At 61.0% G+C, this 17,882-nt stretch carries 16 protein-coding genes and 1 pseudogene; 11 read left to right on the top strand and 6 right to left on the bottom strand.

The features are described from left to right. Nucleotides 1–107: 107 nt before the first annotated feature. A pseudogene (locus M2360_RS25165) lies at nucleotides 108–610 on the bottom strand (IS5/IS1182 family transposase); the annotation flags it as partial. Between the two features lie 295 nt (nucleotides 611–905). After that, the gene (locus M2360_RS25160; protein ID WP_348529578.1) at nucleotides 906–1,808 is read right to left on the bottom strand and encodes a GNAT family N-acetyltransferase; all 903 of its coding nucleotides are present in this window, start codon (nucleotides 1,806–1,808) and stop codon (nucleotides 906–908) included. Nucleotides 1,809–2,031: 223 nt separating this feature from the next. Here M2360_RS25160 and argE point away from each other — a divergent pair, with 223 nt between their 5' ends. From argE to M2360_RS25130, 6 genes are all read left to right on the top strand, one after another. After that, nucleotides 2,032–3,156: an acetylornithine deacetylase gene (argE, locus tag M2360_RS25155; protein ID WP_280778133.1), complete on the top strand. Its 1,125-nt coding sequence runs from the start codon at nucleotides 2,032–2,034 to the stop codon at nucleotides 3,154–3,156. Between the two features lie 11 nt (nucleotides 3,157–3,167). Continuing rightward, a complete protein-coding gene (locus M2360_RS25150; RefSeq protein WP_280778132.1) occupies nucleotides 3,168–4,091 on the top strand; it encodes a glyoxylate/hydroxypyruvate reductase A in 924 nt (307 codons plus the stop codon). A gap of 26 nt (nucleotides 4,092–4,117) precedes the next feature. After that, nucleotides 4,118–4,471, top strand: coding sequence for a cupin domain-containing protein (locus M2360_RS25145; protein ID WP_280778131.1), 354 nt, complete (start codon nucleotides 4,118–4,120; stop codon nucleotides 4,469–4,471). 166 nt (nucleotides 4,472–4,637) lie between these two features. Beyond that, nucleotides 4,638–6,101: an aldehyde dehydrogenase family protein gene (locus M2360_RS25140; RefSeq protein WP_280778130.1), complete on the top strand. Its 1,464-nt coding sequence runs from the start codon at nucleotides 4,638–4,640 to the stop codon at nucleotides 6,099–6,101. A 10-nt stretch (nucleotides 6,102–6,111) separates the two neighbouring features. Then, nucleotides 6,112–7,161, top strand: coding sequence for a tartrate dehydrogenase (locus tag M2360_RS25135; RefSeq protein ID WP_280778129.1), 1,050 nt, complete (start codon nucleotides 6,112–6,114; stop codon nucleotides 7,159–7,161). Between the two features lie 10 nt (nucleotides 7,162–7,171). Continuing rightward, on the top strand, nucleotides 7,172–8,629 hold the full coding sequence (locus M2360_RS25130) for an NAD-dependent succinate-semialdehyde dehydrogenase (protein WP_280778128.1): 1,458 nt from the start codon (nucleotides 7,172–7,174) through the stop codon (nucleotides 8,627–8,629). 18 nt (nucleotides 8,630–8,647) lie between these two features. Here the strand turns inward: M2360_RS25130 and M2360_RS25125 are convergent, their stop codons facing one another. From M2360_RS25125 to M2360_RS25110, 4 genes are read right to left on the bottom strand one after another with little or no spacing between them, the layout of a single operon-like run. Next, on the bottom strand, nucleotides 8,648–9,262 hold the full coding sequence (locus M2360_RS25125; protein WP_280778127.1) for a hypothetical protein: 615 nt from the start codon (nucleotides 9,260–9,262) through the stop codon (nucleotides 8,648–8,650). A 3-nt stretch (nucleotides 9,263–9,265) separates the two neighbouring features. Next, complete coding sequence (locus tag M2360_RS25120) at nucleotides 9,266–9,472, bottom strand: hypothetical protein (RefSeq protein ID WP_280778126.1); 207 nt, start codon at nucleotides 9,470–9,472, stop codon at nucleotides 9,266–9,268. Nucleotides 9,473–9,523: 51 nt separating this feature from the next. Then, a complete protein-coding gene (locus tag M2360_RS25115; protein ID WP_280778125.1) occupies nucleotides 9,524–10,798 on the bottom strand; it encodes an FAD-binding oxidoreductase in 1,275 nt (424 codons plus the stop codon). A 43-nt stretch (nucleotides 10,799–10,841) separates the two neighbouring features. Next, on the bottom strand, nucleotides 10,842–11,507 hold the full coding sequence (locus tag M2360_RS25110; RefSeq protein WP_280778124.1) for a haloacid dehalogenase type II: 666 nt from the start codon (nucleotides 11,505–11,507) through the stop codon (nucleotides 10,842–10,844). A 308-nt stretch (nucleotides 11,508–11,815) separates the two neighbouring features. On the opposite strand from M2360_RS25110, the gene M2360_RS25105 reads away from it, so the two are divergent. The 5 genes from M2360_RS25105 (at nucleotide 11,816) to M2360_RS25085 (ending at nucleotide 17,881) form a co-directional block, all read left to right on the top strand. After that, nucleotides 11,816–12,655: a GNAT family N-acetyltransferase gene (locus M2360_RS25105; RefSeq protein WP_280778123.1), complete on the top strand. Its 840-nt coding sequence runs from the start codon at nucleotides 11,816–11,818 to the stop codon at nucleotides 12,653–12,655. Nucleotides 12,656–12,692: 37 nt separating this feature from the next. Then, nucleotides 12,693–14,066, top strand: coding sequence for an aspartate aminotransferase family protein (locus tag M2360_RS25100; protein WP_280778122.1), 1,374 nt, complete (start codon nucleotides 12,693–12,695; stop codon nucleotides 14,064–14,066). A 224-nt stretch (nucleotides 14,067–14,290) separates the two neighbouring features. Next, nucleotides 14,291–15,892 (top strand): ABC transporter substrate-binding protein, encoded by a 1,602-nt coding sequence (locus M2360_RS25095; RefSeq protein WP_280778121.1) that lies wholly within the window; start codon nucleotides 14,291–14,293, stop codon nucleotides 15,890–15,892. Between the two features lie 184 nt (nucleotides 15,893–16,076). After that, a complete protein-coding gene (locus M2360_RS25090) occupies nucleotides 16,077–17,027 on the top strand; it encodes an ABC transporter permease (RefSeq protein WP_280778120.1) in 951 nt (316 codons plus the stop codon). Further along, nucleotides 17,027–17,881: an ABC transporter permease gene (locus tag M2360_RS25085; RefSeq protein WP_280778119.1), complete on the top strand. Its 855-nt coding sequence runs from the start codon at nucleotides 17,027–17,029 to the stop codon at nucleotides 17,879–17,881. Before M2360_RS25090 ends, M2360_RS25085 begins: the two co-directional genes overlap by 1 nt. Nucleotide 17,882 lies beyond the last annotated feature (1 nt).

The following is a 17,882-nucleotide window of genomic DNA, read 5'->3' as shown; positions in this document are numbered from 1 at the left end:
CCATCATGCGAAAGCTCATCGTGCTCGCAAACGCACTGCTGCGAAAAAACCAGAAATGGGTCCCAAAGATGGCTTGACCAAAACGGATACTCTAAGTTGCCGTCTTAGGCTCCATCGGCAATGAACTGCCCGATCGGCATGTCAATCGGATCAAGCCGTGGCTCCACCAGCGAAGCGTCGCCGGCATCCTGGTCCGTCATGACGTGCGCGATGATATCGCCGCTGTCGGCATCGCGCGCTAGGTGCAGTTTGCGCCAGTTGGACACTTCTAAAAGCCCCGATTTCTGTCAAATCGCGTTCGCCATGCCTTTGCTCCAGCCATTGGCCCGCGCCCTAGATCTGCAACCTTGTATTTATCGATCAGGACGTGGACAGGCCCTGCCTCAGGGATATGATCACCTGGCCGGTTGTCTGGAACTCTCGGCTTACTGGCCCGACGGCTCAGGGTCGTTCGCTTCGGCTCCTGCCAGGATGACACCGCCTCCGGCGTCATCCAAAGCGTCAGGCTGCCTCCCCGACGAAGGCCTGCTTCGTATTCCGCCCAGTTCGTGACCTTGAACTCTATCTTGCCGATACGATGGCGACGGGAGGCATTGTGTTTGAATGGTATCGTTGCAGCGGACCGGCTATTGCGATTGCCGACCACCTACGACAACGCCATTCACGATCCGCGCACCAACGCCCATCGCGGCCGTACAATGCTCGTTTAGACATCCTGAGACGGGTTGAGCGAGCGTTCGGCGGTATTTTTCGTCATGCAATTCTGCCAGGACTTGTTGCTGAAAAGAAATAGGCGGCCGGATTTTCTGCGCCTGAGGCTGGGTTATTTCGCCTTTATCGTGGTCGACTTTTGCACCGCTGCTCTCCTTCACCAAAACAGTCCGGACAACAGGTCGCGTTTCAACCTAGCCGAGTGTCTGGCTGACCAGTGCATAGGTGACGGGCGCATCCGCCTCTTCCGAGGAGAAATCCATAAGCGTCCTGCCGAGTGACATGGTCAGTACGGTATCGAAAACCGAGAGCCCGCAGCGCATGACAATAGCAGCGAAGTCGCTGGTTTCGAAATGTGTGTCGAGGCGGAGGAAGCCACCCTCGTGCTCCCGGATATGCGGTGAGAGCACCGCGATGGCATCTTCATCGGTCGCGGCGACAATGGGTCCCACAACATGGCCGCGTCCGAAGCGGCGGCAAAGCCCGAAGGCAACCAGACGTCCGTCGCGGAAAAGGCCATAGCCGCGCGAATGCTGGAACAGCTTGCCGATGGTGCCGGCCCGCGCGGCGCCGAAAGCTGCGCCGTCCAGCGCAATCGCAGCGTCTAGATCGCTATCGGTGAGCGCGCGCAGGTCTCCCCATACAGTCTCCCCTGCGGGGGAATGTGTAACAATCCCCTGACATTGATAGACTGTCTTTTCCGGTTTGAAACCCAGCGAGTGATAGAGACGTTGGGCGGCGCGCGTCGCATTGAGGCGCAGGTCGACGCCCTCCAGATCCTTCAACGCATATTCCATCAGCCAGAGACCAGAACCCTGCGTCTGCAGTCGCGGCGAGGTAATGACCATGCCGATGGTTGCAAGTTCCGGCGACTGGCGGAACCACATGGCCGAACTCATGATGCGGCCGATGTCGTCGGTCGCGACGACGCCCTTACCGACCTCGCGCAGGAATTGCCAGTCGGCGCCGCGATGCGGCCAGCCGACGGAAATCGACAGCGCATGAAGCGCCTCGAGTTCGGCATCGGCGACATTGCCGATCTGCATGGCAAAGGCGTCAATCTGGACTCTTTCGCCCGGCATCGCTGTCTCGGCCACAGATCTGTCCTCGCAATGTTTTTCCGACCACGCTGCTCCGCTGATCAAACGCAGCAGAACAATGATACACCTACGTTACCGCACATTTTGCTCGAAAATTTCCTCATCGCAAAACAATCAACCGAATGGGCCACAGGTTCGGCATGGAATCTCGCCGAAAACGTCCATTCTGATGATCTGCCGAAACATGTCACAATCGACCACAGGCTGCACCGGGGAATTCATGAACGCGACTGAAATTCTGGAAAAGCTCGTGTCCTTCGACAGCGTCGTCGGCGCCCCCAATGGCGCGATCGTGTCATGGATCAACGATTACCTCGCCTCCCATGGAATAAGCGCGAAGGTCCTGGCAGGGCCGGAAGGCGACCGCAGCAATCTGTTCGCCACCATCGGACGGGTGGATATGCCCGGCTATATTCTGTCAGGCCACATGGATGTCGTACCGGCAGAAGTGGATGAATGGAGTTCTTCTCCGTTCCGCCTGCGTCGCGAGGGCGACATGCTTTTCGGGCGCGGCACGACCGACATGAAGGGCTTTCTTGCCGCAGCGCTAGCCGCTGTGCCGCAACTCGTCACGGCGGGCCTCAAGCGACCGATCCACCTCGCCTTTTCCTATGACGAGGAGGCCGGCTGCCGGGGTGCGCCGCATCTCATCGCCCAGTTGCCGACGCTGTGCGCGCCGCCGCTCGGCGCTATCATTGGCGAACCGAGCAACATGCGCGCCGTGCTCGCGCACAAGGGTAAGGCCGCCGCTCGGGTCACGATCCGGGGCCGGGCCGGGCATTCCTCGCGGCCGGATCTGGGGCTCAACGCCATCCACGCGTTGGCAGCCGTCCTCAACGCCGCAATCGATCAGACCGCGCGCCTTTCCCAAGGGCCCTTCGATACGGCTTTCGAGCCGCCATATTCGTCATTGCAGGCCGGTGTGATCGCGGGCGGCAAGGCGATCAACATCATACCGGACCTTGCCATGCTGGAACTGGAGGCGCGGGCCATCTCGGGCGTCAATCCCAGAGATCTGCTTGGCCCCATCCGCAAGGCCGCGGACGCTTTGCGCGATAACGGTTTCGCGGTCGAGTGGGACGAGATGAGCGCCTATCCGGCGCTGGCGCTTGCTGCGCGCAGCCCGCTTGCCCATCTCATGCAGGAACTGACATCGGAGACGCCGCTCAGCGCCGTCAGTTACGGCACGGAGGCCGGGCTATACCAGGCCGCCGGCATCGATGCATTGATCTGCGGCCCTGGCGATATCGGCCGGGCGCACAAGCCGGACGAGTTCATTTTCGAAAGCGAGCTTGCCGCCTGCCAGCGCTTCATCGAAGCGCTCGGGCAGCGCTGCGCGGCATAGGACAAAAACCGATGACCTTTCTCTTCAATTCGGACGCCAAGCGCGGCGCAATTTTTGCCGATGCTTTTGCGCAGGCCCTGCCCGGCATCCCCTTCAGCATGGATGCAGCGAGCGTCGACCCCGATGCGGTGCGCTATCTGATCACCTGGACCGTGCCCGCCGATTTGCCGCGCTATCGCAATCTCGAAATCCTCTTCTCGATCGGCGCGGGCGTCGATCAGTTCAATCTGGCGGCGATCCCTCAGCCTGTGAAGGTCGTGCGCATGGTCGAGGACGGGATCGTGCGGATGATGCAGGAATATGTGCTGCTCGCCGCGCTTGCCCTACATCGCAACCTGCCCGCCTATCTCGACCGGCAGCGGCAGGGCGTGTGGTCGCCCATCGCACAGACGCCGGCGCAGGATCGCCGTATCGGCATTCTCGGCCTTGGTATGCTGGCGCAGGCGGTGCTAGAACGGCTGAAGCCGTTCGGCTTCCAGCTCTCAGGCTGGAGCCGCAGCCCACGCGCTCTTGATGGCGTGACCTGTTATCACGGCGCGGCGGGGCTGGAGGCCATGTTGGCCGAGACCAATATTCTCGTCTGCCTGTTGCCGCTGACGCCGGAAACGCGCGGGTTTCTGAATGCCGCCCTCTTCGCTCGGCTTCCGCAAGGCGCGGCGCTGATCCATGTCGGGCGCGGCCCGCAGCTCGATCAGACCGCGCTGCTGGCGGCTCTCGACAGCGGCCACCTCTCATCAGCCATGATCGACGTCACTGATCCGGAACCCCTGTCCGCCGACCATCCGCTCTGGCGGCATCCGAAGATCATTCTGACACCGCATGTCGCCAGCGTCACCCAGCCGGAAACGGCGGCCCGCGCCGTCATCGACAGTATCCGGTTGCATCTGTCCGGCCACGACCCGATCGGTCTTGTCGATCGGGCACGCGGCTATTGAAACGCACAACCCTCGAAAGGATGTCCATGTCTCTCCTGAAAACCCTCGACCCGAACCCGACCTTTGCCCCTAAAGAATCCGGCCCCTTGCCCGAGCGGTTGATTGTCGGCTCGCCCGCCTTCAAGACCTGGGCGATGGATGAAGCCAAGGACGGCAAGGTGCTCTCCGGCGTGTGGGAAGCCACACCCGGTGAAACCAAGTCGATCAAGGGCGAAGTCTTTGAATTCTGCCACATCCTGTCCGGCGTCGTCGAAATCACGCCCGATGGCGGCAAGCCCGTGATCTACAAGGCCGGCGACAGCTTTGTAATGAAGCCGGGCTTTACCGGCGTCTGGAAGACGATCGAAACCGTGCGCAAGATCTACGTCGTCGTCAACTGACGCTGCCTGCATTCCGGTCAACGCCATGACGTGGCGGTGCGGCAAAAGATTTGTCTGCCGCCCGCCCTCAAAACGCAAGAAACGACGGATGAGCGAGGCTCAAGCAACCGTTCGTGCTCGCAAAGTCCGGCTAGGCTCCTGAAGAGACTGAAAAGGAACCTGCTGGATGAGCCTGAGCTTTAATCCCGAGACCCTGCCCTTGCCGATCGGCCATTTCATCGGCGGGAAGCTGATCGAAGCGTACGACGGGCTCGACATGCATCGTCCCTCTGACGGTGCGGCCCATGCGCAGTGCCCGGTCGCCGACACAGAAAGAGTGAACCACGCCGTCGAGAATGCCAAGGCGGCGCTCAAGTCCAGCAACTGGGGCGGCGTCCGCCCACGCGAACGCACCAAGTCGCTGCAGGCCTGGGCCGATCTCATCGAGGCGGAAGCCGGGACGCTGGCAAAGATCGAGGCGCTTTCCTCCACCCGGCCCGTCGGCCAGCTTGTGGCCGGCGATATTGCTGTGACGGCAGAGCAGATCCGCTTCTTCGCGGAATTTGCCGACAAAGAAGGCAGCAATGTCGTGCCGACCGACGACCAGACCTTCGGCATGACGATCAGCGAGCCCTATGGCGTGGTCGGCGCTATCACGCCGTGGAACTTCCCCATATCCATGGCCGGCTGGAAGCTCGGCCCGGCGCTGGCCGCCGGCAATGCCGTCGTCATCAAGCCCTCGGAGATGACGCCCTTTTCGACCGTCTACATGGCGCAACTGGCTGTCAGGGCCGGCATCCCGGCGGGCCTGATCAATGTCGTGCTCGGCGATGGTCCGACAACTGGGAATGCGCTGACCGGCCACGCCGATATCGCCAGGGTGAGCTTTACCGGCTCGACCCGCGCAGGCTCGGCGATCATGGAAAACATCGCCCGCACCGGCGTCAAGCCGATGACGCTGGAATTGGGCGGCAAGAGCCCGCAGCTCGTCTTTGCCGATGCCGATCTCAACAAGGCCGCCGCAGCCATCGCCAGCAGCGTCACCTTCAATGCCGGCCAGGCCTGTGTCGCCGGCACACGGCTGATCGTCGAAAAATCCGTTGCAGACGAACTCATCGCCGCGATCATCGCACAGATGCAAACCGCTCGCCCGGGACCGACCTGGGACGCGGCCACGCAATATTCCCCCATTATTTCCGAGCGCCAACGCAGCCGCATCGCCAGCATCGTCGAGGCCGCAAAGGCTGCCGGCGGCGAGTGCCTGACGGGCGGCTACGCCATGGAGGGCGCCGGCTATTTCTACGCTCCGACGCTGATTTCCGGGGCAACTCAGGACAATCCGGCCATTATTGAAGAAATCTTCGGACCGGTGCTGACCGTCCAGACCTTCGAGGGGGAAGAGGAAGCACTCGCCCTCTCCGCCCACCCGGTCTACGGCCTTGCCTCCGGCCTCTTCACGTCAGACCTGTCCCGCACGCTGCGATTTGCCCGCGCGCTGGAAGCCGGCACGGTCTGGGTCAACCGCTATAGCCGCTCGCGTGACCATATCCTGCCGACCGGCGGCTACAAGCGCTCCGGCATCGGCAAGGATCTCGGTCGCGAGGCCTATGAGACCAACCGCAAGAGCAAGAGCGTGCTCATCAGTCTTTGAGGATGAACAGTTGAAAACACACAATATAGCCTTGATCCCCGGCGACGGCATCGGCCGCGACGTCATCGACGCCGCCTGGCGCGTGCTGCAAACCATTGCCCAGAACTCCGGCTTCGGGCTGCAAGGCACGGAATTCCCCTGGTCATGCGCCTTTTGCAAGGAGACCGGCCGGATGATGCCGGAAGACGGGATCGAGACGCTTAGAGCCTTCGACGCCATTCTTCTCGGCGCGGTCGGCTGGCCGGCGGAGGTGCCGGATTCGGTCTCGCTACACGGCCTGCTGCTGCCCATCCGCAAGGCCTTCGTGCAATATGCCAATATCCGCCCGCACCGACTCCTGCCAGGCGTGCAAGGTCCGCTAAAGGCGGAAGGCTTCGACATTCTCTGCATCCGCGAGAATACGGAAGGCGAATATTCAGGGGCCGGCGGGCGTGTCCATCAAGGGCTCGACAATGAAGTGGCCGTCGAGACCTCGATCTTCACCCGCAAGGGTGTCGAGCGCATCATCCGCTTCGGCTTCGAACAGGCCCGCACGCGGCGCGGCAAGCTCGCCTCCGTCACCAAGTCCAATGCGCAGAAATATTCCATGGTCTTCTGGGACGAGATCACCAGAAAGCTCGCGGCCGAGTATCCCGATGTCGAGGTCACGAGCTATCACGTCGATGCGCTCGCCGCTCGCATGGTCATGGCGCCGGAAAGCCTCGACGTCATCGTCGCCTCCAACCTGTTCGGCGATATCCTGACCGATCTCGGCGCCGCCATACAGGGCGGGCTCGGCTTTGCGGCCTCCGCCAACATCAACCCCGACCGCTCCACACCTTCCATGTTTGAGCCCGTCCACGGCTCGGCCCCGGACATTGCCGGGAAGGGTATAGCGAACCCCATGGCCACCATTTGGTCCGGCGCGATGATGCTCGATCACCTCGGTGAAAAGGACGCCGCCGCCCGCGTCATGGCCGCGCTTTGCGCCGTCACGGCGAAGGGCATCGGCACGGTTCAAGGCAAAGACTCGACCGACACGATCACCGCTGCGGTCATCGCCACGCTCACTTCTGAATAAGGACAACCCCATGCTTAACCTCAAGGACCAGAGCCTTCTCCGTCAGACCGGCCTCATCAATGGCGAATGGATGGCCGCTCGCTCCGGCAAGACCGTCGATGTGATCAATCCGGCAACGCAGAAAGCCATCGGCGCAGTTCCGGACATGGGCGGAGAAGAAACCCGGGCAGCCATTGTCGCGGCAGACGCCGCCTTCAGGACCTGGAAAGCGAAGACCAATGCCGAGCGCGCCCTGATCATCGAAAAGTGGTTCGATCTGATCATCGAAAACCTCGAAGATTTCGCGCTGATCCTGACGTCAGAACAGGGCAAGCCGCTGGACGAGGCACGTGGGGAAATCCGCTATGGCGCTTCCTTTGTGAAATGGTTTGCCGAAGAAGCCCGCCGCATCAATGGCCACACGATCCCCGCGCCTTCGCGCGACCGCCGCATCCTTGTCTTGAAGGAACCGGTCGGCGTCTGCGGCATCATCACGCCGTGGAACTTCCCGAATGCGATGATTACCCGCAAGGTCGCGCCCGCGCTTGCTTCCGGCTGTACGGTCGTCATCAAGCCCTCCGAATTCACGCCCTATTCGGCGTTGGCGCTCGGGGTTCTCGCCGAACGCGCCGGCATTCCGGCAGGCGTCATCAACATCGTCACCGGCATGCCAACCGAGATCGGCAACGAACTCATGGCCAACGAAACCGTGCGCAAAATCTCCTTCACCGGCTCGACCCGCGTCGGCTCGTTGCTGATGCGCGGGGCTGCCGACAGCGTCAAGCGGCTGAGCCTCGAACTCGGCGGCAATGCGCCGTTCATCGTCTTCGATGATGCGGATCTCGATCTGGCCATCGAAGGCGCGCTCGCCTCGAAATTCCGCAATGGCGGCCAGACCTGCGTCTGCGCCAACCGCATCCTCGTGCAGTCTGGCGTCTACGACGCCTTCGCCGCCAAACTGAAAGCCCGGGTCGATGCGATGAAGGTTGGTCCTGGAACCGAGGCTGGCGTATCCATCGGCCCGATGATCAACGCCGCCGCCATCGACAAAATCGAACGCCACATTGCGGACGCCCTGTCCAAGGGCGCCAAGATCATTACCGAAACGCCCGCGATGCCGAACGGTCATCAATATACGGCCCCGGTCGTGCTAACGGGCGCCACGACCGAGATGGAACTTGCGACCGAAGAGACCTTCGGCCCTGTCGCCCCTCTCTTCCGTTTCGAGACGGAGGAAGAGGCCATCGTCATAGCCAACGGCACGCCCTTCGGCCTCGCTTCCTATTTCTACACAGAGAACATGAAGCGCGCCTGGCGCGTCGGCGAAGCCCTGGAATTCGGCATGGTGGCGCTCAACACTGGCCTCATCTCCATGGAAGTCGCCCCCTTCGGCGGCGTCAAGCAATCCGGTCTCGGCCGCGAGGGCGCGCAGATGGGCATTGAAGAATATCTGGAAACGAAAAGCTTCCACATGGGCGGGTTGGCTTAAGCCGGCCACTTTTATCCGTTAGCCGAATACCGAATCCAGATACTGCGTAACCATGTGGCAGTAATCGCCAAAGCCCATTTCTTCACGAGACAGTTTCTCAGCTTTCAAGAAAGCTGGAAGAATTGCATTGAACGAGGCAAATTCTTTGGCGATTTCGCTCCCACCTGGAATTTTGGAATCTCGGGTTTGCAGGCGCAACCAAGCCGCCAGTTTCTCAATCAGGCTGTTCACCGAGCCTTCGTGAGATTGAATATCCTGACCGGCAATATCGGAAATAAATTTCTGATAGCGATATTTCTCGCGATCGAAAACAATACAGACCTTACCCTTGTGTTTCCGACCACCGAATTTCCGCGCGCCGAGAAAGAGGCCCAGTTCAAGCGGCATGTTGAAACGCGGCAAGGGCGGCGTGCCATCGCTTTCGGTGCGCGAAATATCATGCACGCTATATTGGCATTCGGCGATAATGCGACTGATTTTGTCCAGACGATTTTCGGCCGCGTTTTCTGTTTCCAGAGCGCAACGCGGTTTCCAGCCTGAGCGAATGATTGTGAAGACTATGGCTTCAAACAGGGGGCGGTAATCATCATCAAACGGGCAGTTAACGAAAACGTGCCTGTCGACATCCGCCATCCATCAGACCTGCCGCAAAAGATTCGCGGTCGATTCAGAGTTTTCGCGCAATACCTTTTCGATCGTCTTGCGGATTTCCCGTTCTGTAAAATGCGTGGGCTTGACCGCAGGGCGAAGCACTTCTACGCCGTCAGGAAGAGTCACGACGACGCGGCGCGATTTCGAGCCCGTCTTGGCTTTGACCACACTTTGTTTTTCGGTTTTCGTCATGGCCGCAAGATTATCATTGCTTGCCGGAGACGGCAACGAAATTGCACGCGCCTACTCCAGCATGTCCTTAGCCTTGTAGAACATTCCCACCAGCGGCAGGAACCAGGGTTTACCGAAATGGCCGGGCACGGCGGGCCAGGGGTAGTTTTGCATGGGGTTGCGGTCGGCGCGGCCGAGAATGGCGTCGGCAACCATCATGCCGAGATGCGTAGACAACTGGGCGCCGTGGCCGGAATAGCCCATGGCGTACCAGAGCCCGTCCTGGAAGCCGGCGCGCGGATAACGGTCGGCCGTCATGTCGACAAGGCCGCCCCAACAATAGTCGATCTCGATGCCCTTCAATTGCGGAAAGATGCGCTCCAGGCTCTCGCGCAGGATCGCGCCGCTCTTTTCGTCCGAGCGCTGGTCGGATGTGGCCGAGAAGCGGGCGCGGCCGCCGAATATCAGGCGATTGTCGGGTGAAAGCCTCCAGTAGTTGCCGATGTTCATCGTGTTGACGCAGGTGCGGTTGCCGGGCATGACCGCCTGAACTTCCGCCTCGTTGAGCGCGCGCGTGGCAATCAGGAAGCTGCCGACCGCGATGATGCGGCGGCGAAACCAGGCGAAATTCTTTGTGGTATAGGCCCCGGTCGCCACGATCACATTGGCGGCGGTCAGCGAACCGCGCGTGGTTTGCAGCGTGTGAACGCCGTTCGTCTCATGATGCTCGGTGACGGCCGCGCCTTCAAAGATCGTCGCGCCATGGCGCACGGCGGCCTCGGCCAGCCCGACGACATAGCGGCCCATATGCATCATCGCGCTCTTCTTCGATAGCATCGCGCCATGGAAGGAGGAGACGACCTCTTGGCTTAGATCTTCCGGCGACAGCAGCGCCGTATCCGGATCGCATTCCTTGTTCAACGCCTCGAAATTGCGGACGATGGCCTCGAAATGCTTGGGCTTCGAGGCCAGCTTCAGCTTGCCGGAACGGCGGAAATAGCAGTCGATGCCCTCTTCGGCGATCAACTTCTCGATCGTATCGATGGAATCGTCCAGCGCGTGATAGAGCGCAATCGCGCGCTCCTTGCCAAGCTCAGCCTTCGCGCCGAGATAGCTATGCGCCAGACCATTGTTCAGATGACCGCCATTGCGGCCGGACGCCCCAAAGCCAACGCACTCCGCCTCCAGAATGACGACCTTCACCCCCGCCCGTGCAAGCTGCCGCGCTGCCGCGAGCCCTGTAAAGCCGGCGCCAATGACGGCGACATCGAAATGCCCGCTGACAGGGCCTTCTGCCCCCCCGGCAAAGGCCGGCGCAGTGTCATGCCAATAGGAGACGAATTTCATCGACCATGCCTTTGCTGGTTTGTCATCTGCGGCGGGTGTCGGGTCAGAGACCCACGACGCCCGGCAGGCCGGAAATATCGGCGATTTCGGTATAGCCGTAATAGGGGTTGGCCGGCTCGTGGCCGCGGTTTACCCAGACCTTGTTCTTGATGCCGAGATCATGGGCCGACATCAGATCATAGCGGAAGGACGAGGAGACGTGCAGGATGTCTTCCGGGCCGCAGCCGAGCATGTCGAGCATGTATTCAAACGCCTTGAAGCGAGGCTTATAGGCCTGTGCCTGTTCGGCGGTATAGACCTTGTGGAATGGCGCACCGAGCTTTTCGACATTCGACATGATCTGCGAGTTCATGGCGTTGGACAGGATGACCAGCGGAATTTCCTTCGCCACTTTGGCAAGGCCCGCCGGCGCATCGGCATGCGGACCCCAGGTCGGAACGCGCTCATAGACCATCTGCGCGTCTTCGTCCTTGAAGGTCACGCCATTGGCCTTGCAGGTGCGCGACAGCGAATTATGAACGACTTCCGCATAGGGCTTCCACGCGCCCATGATCTCGTCGAACCGGTAGGCGGAGAAGTTGCGGATGAATTTGTCCATGGCCTGTGCGTCGAGACGGTCGCCATAGAGATCGCGGGCGGCTCCCGCCATGTCGAAATTGATCAGCGTGCCGTAGCAGTCGAAGGACACATATTTCGGGCGAATGGCCATAAAGTTCTTCCTCAGGCATTAAAGTTTCGTTGACCTGATCATAAGACATCCCTGCCAACGCTCGCGGGCCGAATTGACGCGTCCGGGAAGCACAAAGTTTTTAATCTACCGTTCCGTTTGGCACACAATTGCACGAAAGACCTCCCCTAGGCGGCCGCCTTGCCTCGTTGCCCCCTGTTTCGCAGGCCCCGCAGCATAAGATGCGGCGCTGGCCCGACGCTTCGGCGCAAGATAGCGCGCCAGCCTCCCCATTCAGATGAATAGCTTCCGCATCCTGCACGAGACTTCATGTCAGGAAAGGAAATGCCATGCAGAATAGCCAAATCGACCTCGTCGCCTTCGGGCCTGAGCATATTGATGGCGCAGTTGCCCTGTCACGCGCCGAAAGCTGGCCGCATCGCCGCGAGGACTGGATGCTGGCGCAGGCGTTGAGCGCAGGCGTTGTCGCACTAGATGCAGACGGCCGCGTCACGGGCACGACGCTGGTAACGCCCTATGCTGCGGATTGCGCTACGATCAACATGGTCATTGTCGACAAGACGATGCGTGGGCTTGGACTCGGCCGCACGCTGATGGAACGGGCCGTTGCCCTTGCCGATGGCCGACCGCTCCGCCTCGTTGCCACCAAGGAGGGCCTGCCGCTTTATGAAAAGCTCGGCTTCGTTACGACCGGCCTCATCCGCCAGCATCAGGGCGAGGTTCGTCCGCTCGACCGCCCAGAGGGCATCGAAAAGATGCAGGCCGGCGACCTTGAAGCGCTGAAAGCGCTCGACAGGGAAGCCTATGGAGCGGACCGCTCGGCACTGATCAATGCGCTGGTCGAGCGCGGGGAGATCGCGGTCGTTCGCAAGGGCGAGACGATCGAGGCCTGGGCGGCGATCCGCCCCTTCGGCCGCGGCGAGGTTATCGGACCGGTCATTGCGCCTGACGCCAAGACCGCCTGCGCGCTCATTGCCTGGCACGCATCCTCCCGCCCTGGGACCTTCCTGCGCGTCGATACGGGCAGCGAAACGGGCATTGCGCTCTGGCTCGCCGATATCGGCCTTGCCCATGTCGGCGGCGGCGTCGCCATGCGCCGCCCTGCCAAGGAAGATGCCGAACAGGCGCGCCGGAAAGTCTATGCGCTCGCCAATCAGGCGCTCGGCTGAACTCAAACCTGCTGAAAACAGCACTTTGGAGACTGAAATGCTCGCCAATTCCTTGATCGAACTCGATCGCGCGCACCTGATCCACCCCGTCTCCTCCTATCGCGGGCATGAGCGCGAGGGCGTGCGGGTGCTCAAATCCGCCTCCGGCGCAACGGTCACCGAGGCTAATGGCCATCAACTGGTCGATGGATTTGCAGGTCTGTGGTGCGTCAATGCCGGCTACGGCCATGAGAGCATCATTGAGGCGGCCACCAAGCAATTGCGTGAGCTTCCCTATGCCACCGGCTATTTCGATCTGGGCTCGGAGCCGGCGATTCGGCTTGCCGCGGAACTCGCCGAACGCGCGCCGGGCGATCTCAACCGCGTCTTTTTCACGCTTGGCGGCTCGGATGCGGTGGATTCCACCATCCGTTTCGTCCGCTATTACTGGAATGCCAAGAGCCAGCCGCAGCGCGATCAGTTCATCTCGATCCAGCAGGGCTATCACGGCTCGACCACGGTTGGCGCCGGGTTGACGGCACTGCCGGCCTTCCATACTGGTTTCGGCCTGCCCTTCGACTGGCAGCACAAGATCCCTTCGCCCTATCCCTATCGCAACCCGATCGGCGAAGACGATGCATCAATCATCGCGGCGTCGCTGGCTGCGCTGAAGGCCAAGATCGAGGAGATCGGCGCGGATCGCGTGGCAGCATTTTATGCCGAACCGATCCAGGGGTCCGGTGGCGTCATCGTGCCGCCCAAGGGCTGGATCAAGGCGATGCGTGATCTCTGTCAGGAATATGGCATTCTCTTCATCGCCGACGAGGTCATCACCGGCTTCGGCCGCACCGGCCCCCTCTTTGCCTGCGCCGACGAAAACATCGTGCCGGACATGATGACGGTCGCCAAGGGGCTGACCTCCGGCTATGCGCCCATGGGCGCGGTTCTGATGGCGAATGGCGTCTATGATGTGATCGCCGATGGCGCGGGCGATGCGGCCGTGGGGCACGGCTTCACCTATTCGGCCCATCCCGTCAGCGCCGCTATCGGCCTCGAAGTGTTGAAACTCTACGAAGGCGGGCTTCTCGAAAACGGCGTGAGGGCCGGGGCGCGTCTGCTGGCAGGCCTGGAAAGCCTCCGCGACCACCCGCTGGTGGGCGACATTCGCGGCCGTGGCATGCTCTATGGCGTCGAACTGGTCACCGACAAGGCGAAGAAAACGGCTCTTCCGGCAACAGCCCAGCCGGCACGGCGCATATTCGACCGCGCTTGGGACAACGGTCTCGTCATCCGCGCCTTCCCGCAGGGCGTGCTGGGCTATGCCCCGCCGCTCTGCTGCACCGATGCCGATATCGACGCCATCGTTGAACGCACCCGCAAGACGCTCGATGAGACACTGCAGGACCCGGATATCCGCAAGGCCATGGCCTGACGGCCGCAAGCAAGGCCGGCGGCATTTCGCCGAAATGTCGCCGGGGGAAGCAAGTTCGCAATATTATGCTGCCGCGTTCGGCCAAATCGAACGATAAGCCCCGGCGGACATGCAAGACTGATCTTCAGAAAAAGGCAAAACGCCGCGCGTGAAATCACACACCGGGCCGGAAAGTCCGCGCAAGACGGATACAAGCCCGAAACAAAGCAAAGAAGGGGAATGACATGACTGACAAAATTTCCAACTGGACGAAATCCGACGACGCCCGCGTCGAAGAGGCCATCCGTCGAGGCGCTTCGCGTCGCGATCTCCTGAAAATGATGCTGGCAGGCGGCGTGGCGCTCTCCGCTGGCGGCGCTGTTTTCGGCCGCGCTGAACAGGCAGTCGCCGCAACGCCTGTCTCGGGCGGACATTTCAAGGCTGCCGGCCTTTCGTCCTCCAACGCCGATACGCTCGATCCAGCCAAGGCTTCGCTGGGCACCGATTATGTGCGTTGCTGCTCTCTTTACAATCGTCTGACCTTTATCGACGCCAATGGCGTGCCGCAGATGGAGCTCGCCGAAAAGCTTGAGACCAAGGATGCCAAGACCTGGACCGTAACCCTGCGCAAGGGTGTTGCCTTCCATGACGGAAAAGCGCTGACTGCAGCCGACGTTGTTTTCACCCTGAAGCGCCATCTTGACCCGGCTGTCGGCTCCAAGGTCGCCAAAATCGCCGCTCAGATGTCGGAAATCAAGGCGATAGACACCATTACGGTCGAGATCGTCCTTGCTGCTGCTAACGCCGACCTTCCCTTCATCCTGGGCCTGCACCACTTCATGATCGTGCAAGACGGCACGACGGATTTTTCCAAGGGAATCGGCACCGGCGCCTTCACCCTCGAAACCTTCGAGCCCGGCGTCCGTTCAATCGTCAAGAAGAACAAGAACTATTGGAAGTCGGGCGCGCCCTATCTCGATTCTTTCGAATTCTTCGCCATCGGCGATGACAACGCCCGCGTCAACGCCCTGCTGGCCGGCGACATCCAGCTTGCCGCAGCTATCAATCCTCGCTCGGCCAAGCTCGTCGAGGGCCAGACCGGCTTTCAACTCTCCAAGTCGACCGGCGGCAACTACACCAATCTGAACATCCGGCTCGATATGAACAAGCCCGATTTCGTGATGGGCATGAAATATCTCGTAGACCGCGAGCAGATCGTCACAGCGGCGCTGCGCGGCTTTGGCGAAGTCGGTAACGACCAACCGATTTCCAAGGCCAATTTCTTCCACAATCCGGATCTGAAGCCGAAAGCCTTCGACCCTGACAAGGCGAAGCACTATTTCGAAAAGGCTGGCGTCCTTGGCCAAGCGATCCCTATGATCGCTTCGGATGCAGCCAACAACTCCATCGACATGGCGATGATCATGCAGGCAGCTGGAGCCGAAATCGGCCTCAACCTCGACGTCCAGCGCGTGCCGTCTGACGGTTACTGGGATAAATACTGGCTGCAAGCGCCAATCCATTTCGGCAATATCAACCCGCGTCCGACGCCGGATATCTATTTCTCATTGCTCTACTCGTCCGACGCGCCGTGGAACGAGAGCCAGTACAAGTCGACGAAATTCGACGCCATGCTCGTTGAAGCGCGCGGCATGCTGGACCAGGCCAAGCGCCGCGACATCTATTCTGAGATGCAGACGATGATCGCGGAGGAAGCTGGCACCATCATTCCGGCCTATATCACCAACGCCGACGCCATTTCGAGCAAGGTCAAGGGCCTGACGGCCAACCCGCTTGGCGGCATGATGGGCTACGCCATGGCCGAATACATCTGGCTCGAAGCCTGATCGCATCACCGCGCATGCTCCGGGAAACTGGATTTCCCGGAGCATGCGCGGTCTTGATATCTCCTGGAATGCACCGGCAATCGCGCCAAATGCATCCGGGCGACGATCGGCTCTTTTTTCAAACCGCCATTGATGAAAAAGTGGGGTTGCTGCCTGCTTAGGGCAGCGCGGCTGGAGGTTTTCCATGAACGCTGATATCGCAAGCATGATCGCCAAGCGGATCGTCGTCGCAGTAATCACGCTGCTGATCGTTTCCTTCGCTGTCTTCTTCGCCACGAATATGCTGCCTGGAGACACTGCGACGATCCTGCTTGGTCAGGCCGCGACGCCCGAAGCCGTGGCCGGCCTGCGTCATGCCATGCATCTCGACGATCCCGCTATCCTGCGCTTCCTGCGTTGGATGCTGGGCGTCCTGACCGGCGATCTCGGCACGTCCTATGCCAACAACATGCCGATTGCGAAGCTGATCGCCGGGCGCTTTGTCCACACGATGCAGCTTGCCGGGATCACGGCGCTCATTTCCGTCCCTTTCGCGCTGACGCTCGGCATCACCTCGGCTGTCATGCGGGGCTCGCTTTACGACCGCCTCGTCACGGTGCTGACCATCGGCATCATATCCGTGCCGGAATTCATGGTCGCCTCGACCGCAGTGCTGATTTTCGCGGTCTATCTCAAATGGCTTCCGGCCATTTCCTTCGTCAACGAGGTGCATTCGTTCTACGACCTTCTGCGCATGTATGCCATGCCGGTCCTGACGCTGACCTTCGTCGTGTCCGCGCAGATCATCCGCATGACCCGCGCCGCCGTGATCGAGACGCTGGCGACGCCTTACGTCGAAATGGCGCTCCTCAAAGGCGCCTCGCGCAGCCGCATCGTTCTGCGCCACGCGCTGCCCAATGCGCTCGGTCCCATCGTCAATGCACTGGCGCTCTCGCTCTCCTACCTCATCGGCGGCGTTATCATCATCGAGACGATCTTCAACTATCCCGGCATCGCCAAGCTCATGGTCGATGCGGTCGCCACCCGCGACCTGCCGCTGATCCAGACCTGCGCGGTGATCTTCTGCGCCGGTTATATGATCCTGATCACGATTGCCGACATCATCGCCATCATCTCAAATCCGAGGCTCCGCTGATGACGCAAAGCGCCCCAACGACCTCCGCCTCTCCCGGCGTCTTCGGCTACACGTTCAGCCTTGTCGGCGTTCTCGCCTTCGCCGTGATCCTGTTCTGGGCCGTGGTCGCCCTCTTCGCCCCGCAGATCGCGCCCTATCCGGTCGGCAAGATCGTCGATATCGACTATTTCGGCCCGATGAGTTCCAAGTTTTGGCTGGGATCCGACTATCTGGGGCGCGACATGCTGTCCCGCATCATCTACGGTGCGCGTTACACGCTCGGCATTGCGCTGGCCGGCGTGCTGATAGCCTCCTCCTCAGGCGTGATCCTCGGTATGGCTGCCGCTGTCATCGGCGGCTGGTTTGATGCAGCACTCAGCCGTTTCATGGATGCGATGATCTCAATTCCGAGCAAGCTGTTCGGCCTCGTCGTCGTGGCGGCCGTCGGCTCTTCGCTGCCGGCGCTCATCCTCACCCTGGCCTTCATCTACACACCAGGCTCCTACCGCTTTGCCCGCGCCCTGGCTGTGAACGTCAACACGATGGATTTCATCACGGTGGCCCGCATTCGCGGCGAAAACACGCTCTATCTCGCCGTTTCGGAAATCCTGCCGAATATCATCCGGCCGGTTCTGGCCGATTTCGGCATCCGCTTCGTCTTCATCGTGCTGCTGCTCTCCGGCCTCTCCTTCCTGGGCCTCGGCGTGCAGCCGCCGCTCGCCGACTGGGGCGCGCTGGTCCACGAAAACATTCAGGGCCTGTCCTTCGGCTCCGCAGCGATCATCGCACCCTCGATCGCGATCGCCAGCCTGACGATCAGCGTCAACCTGCTGATCGACAACCTTCCCCGCAAGATCCGCGACAGGAGCGCCTGAG

It is taken from the genome of Rhizobium sp. SG_E_25_P2 (assembly GCF_029892285.1).
Classification (GTDB): Bacteria; Pseudomonadota; Alphaproteobacteria; order Rhizobiales; family Rhizobiaceae; genus Rhizobium_E.
Note: the sequence above shows the minus strand (reverse complement) of the source record. Positions and strands in the feature narration are given on the sequence as shown.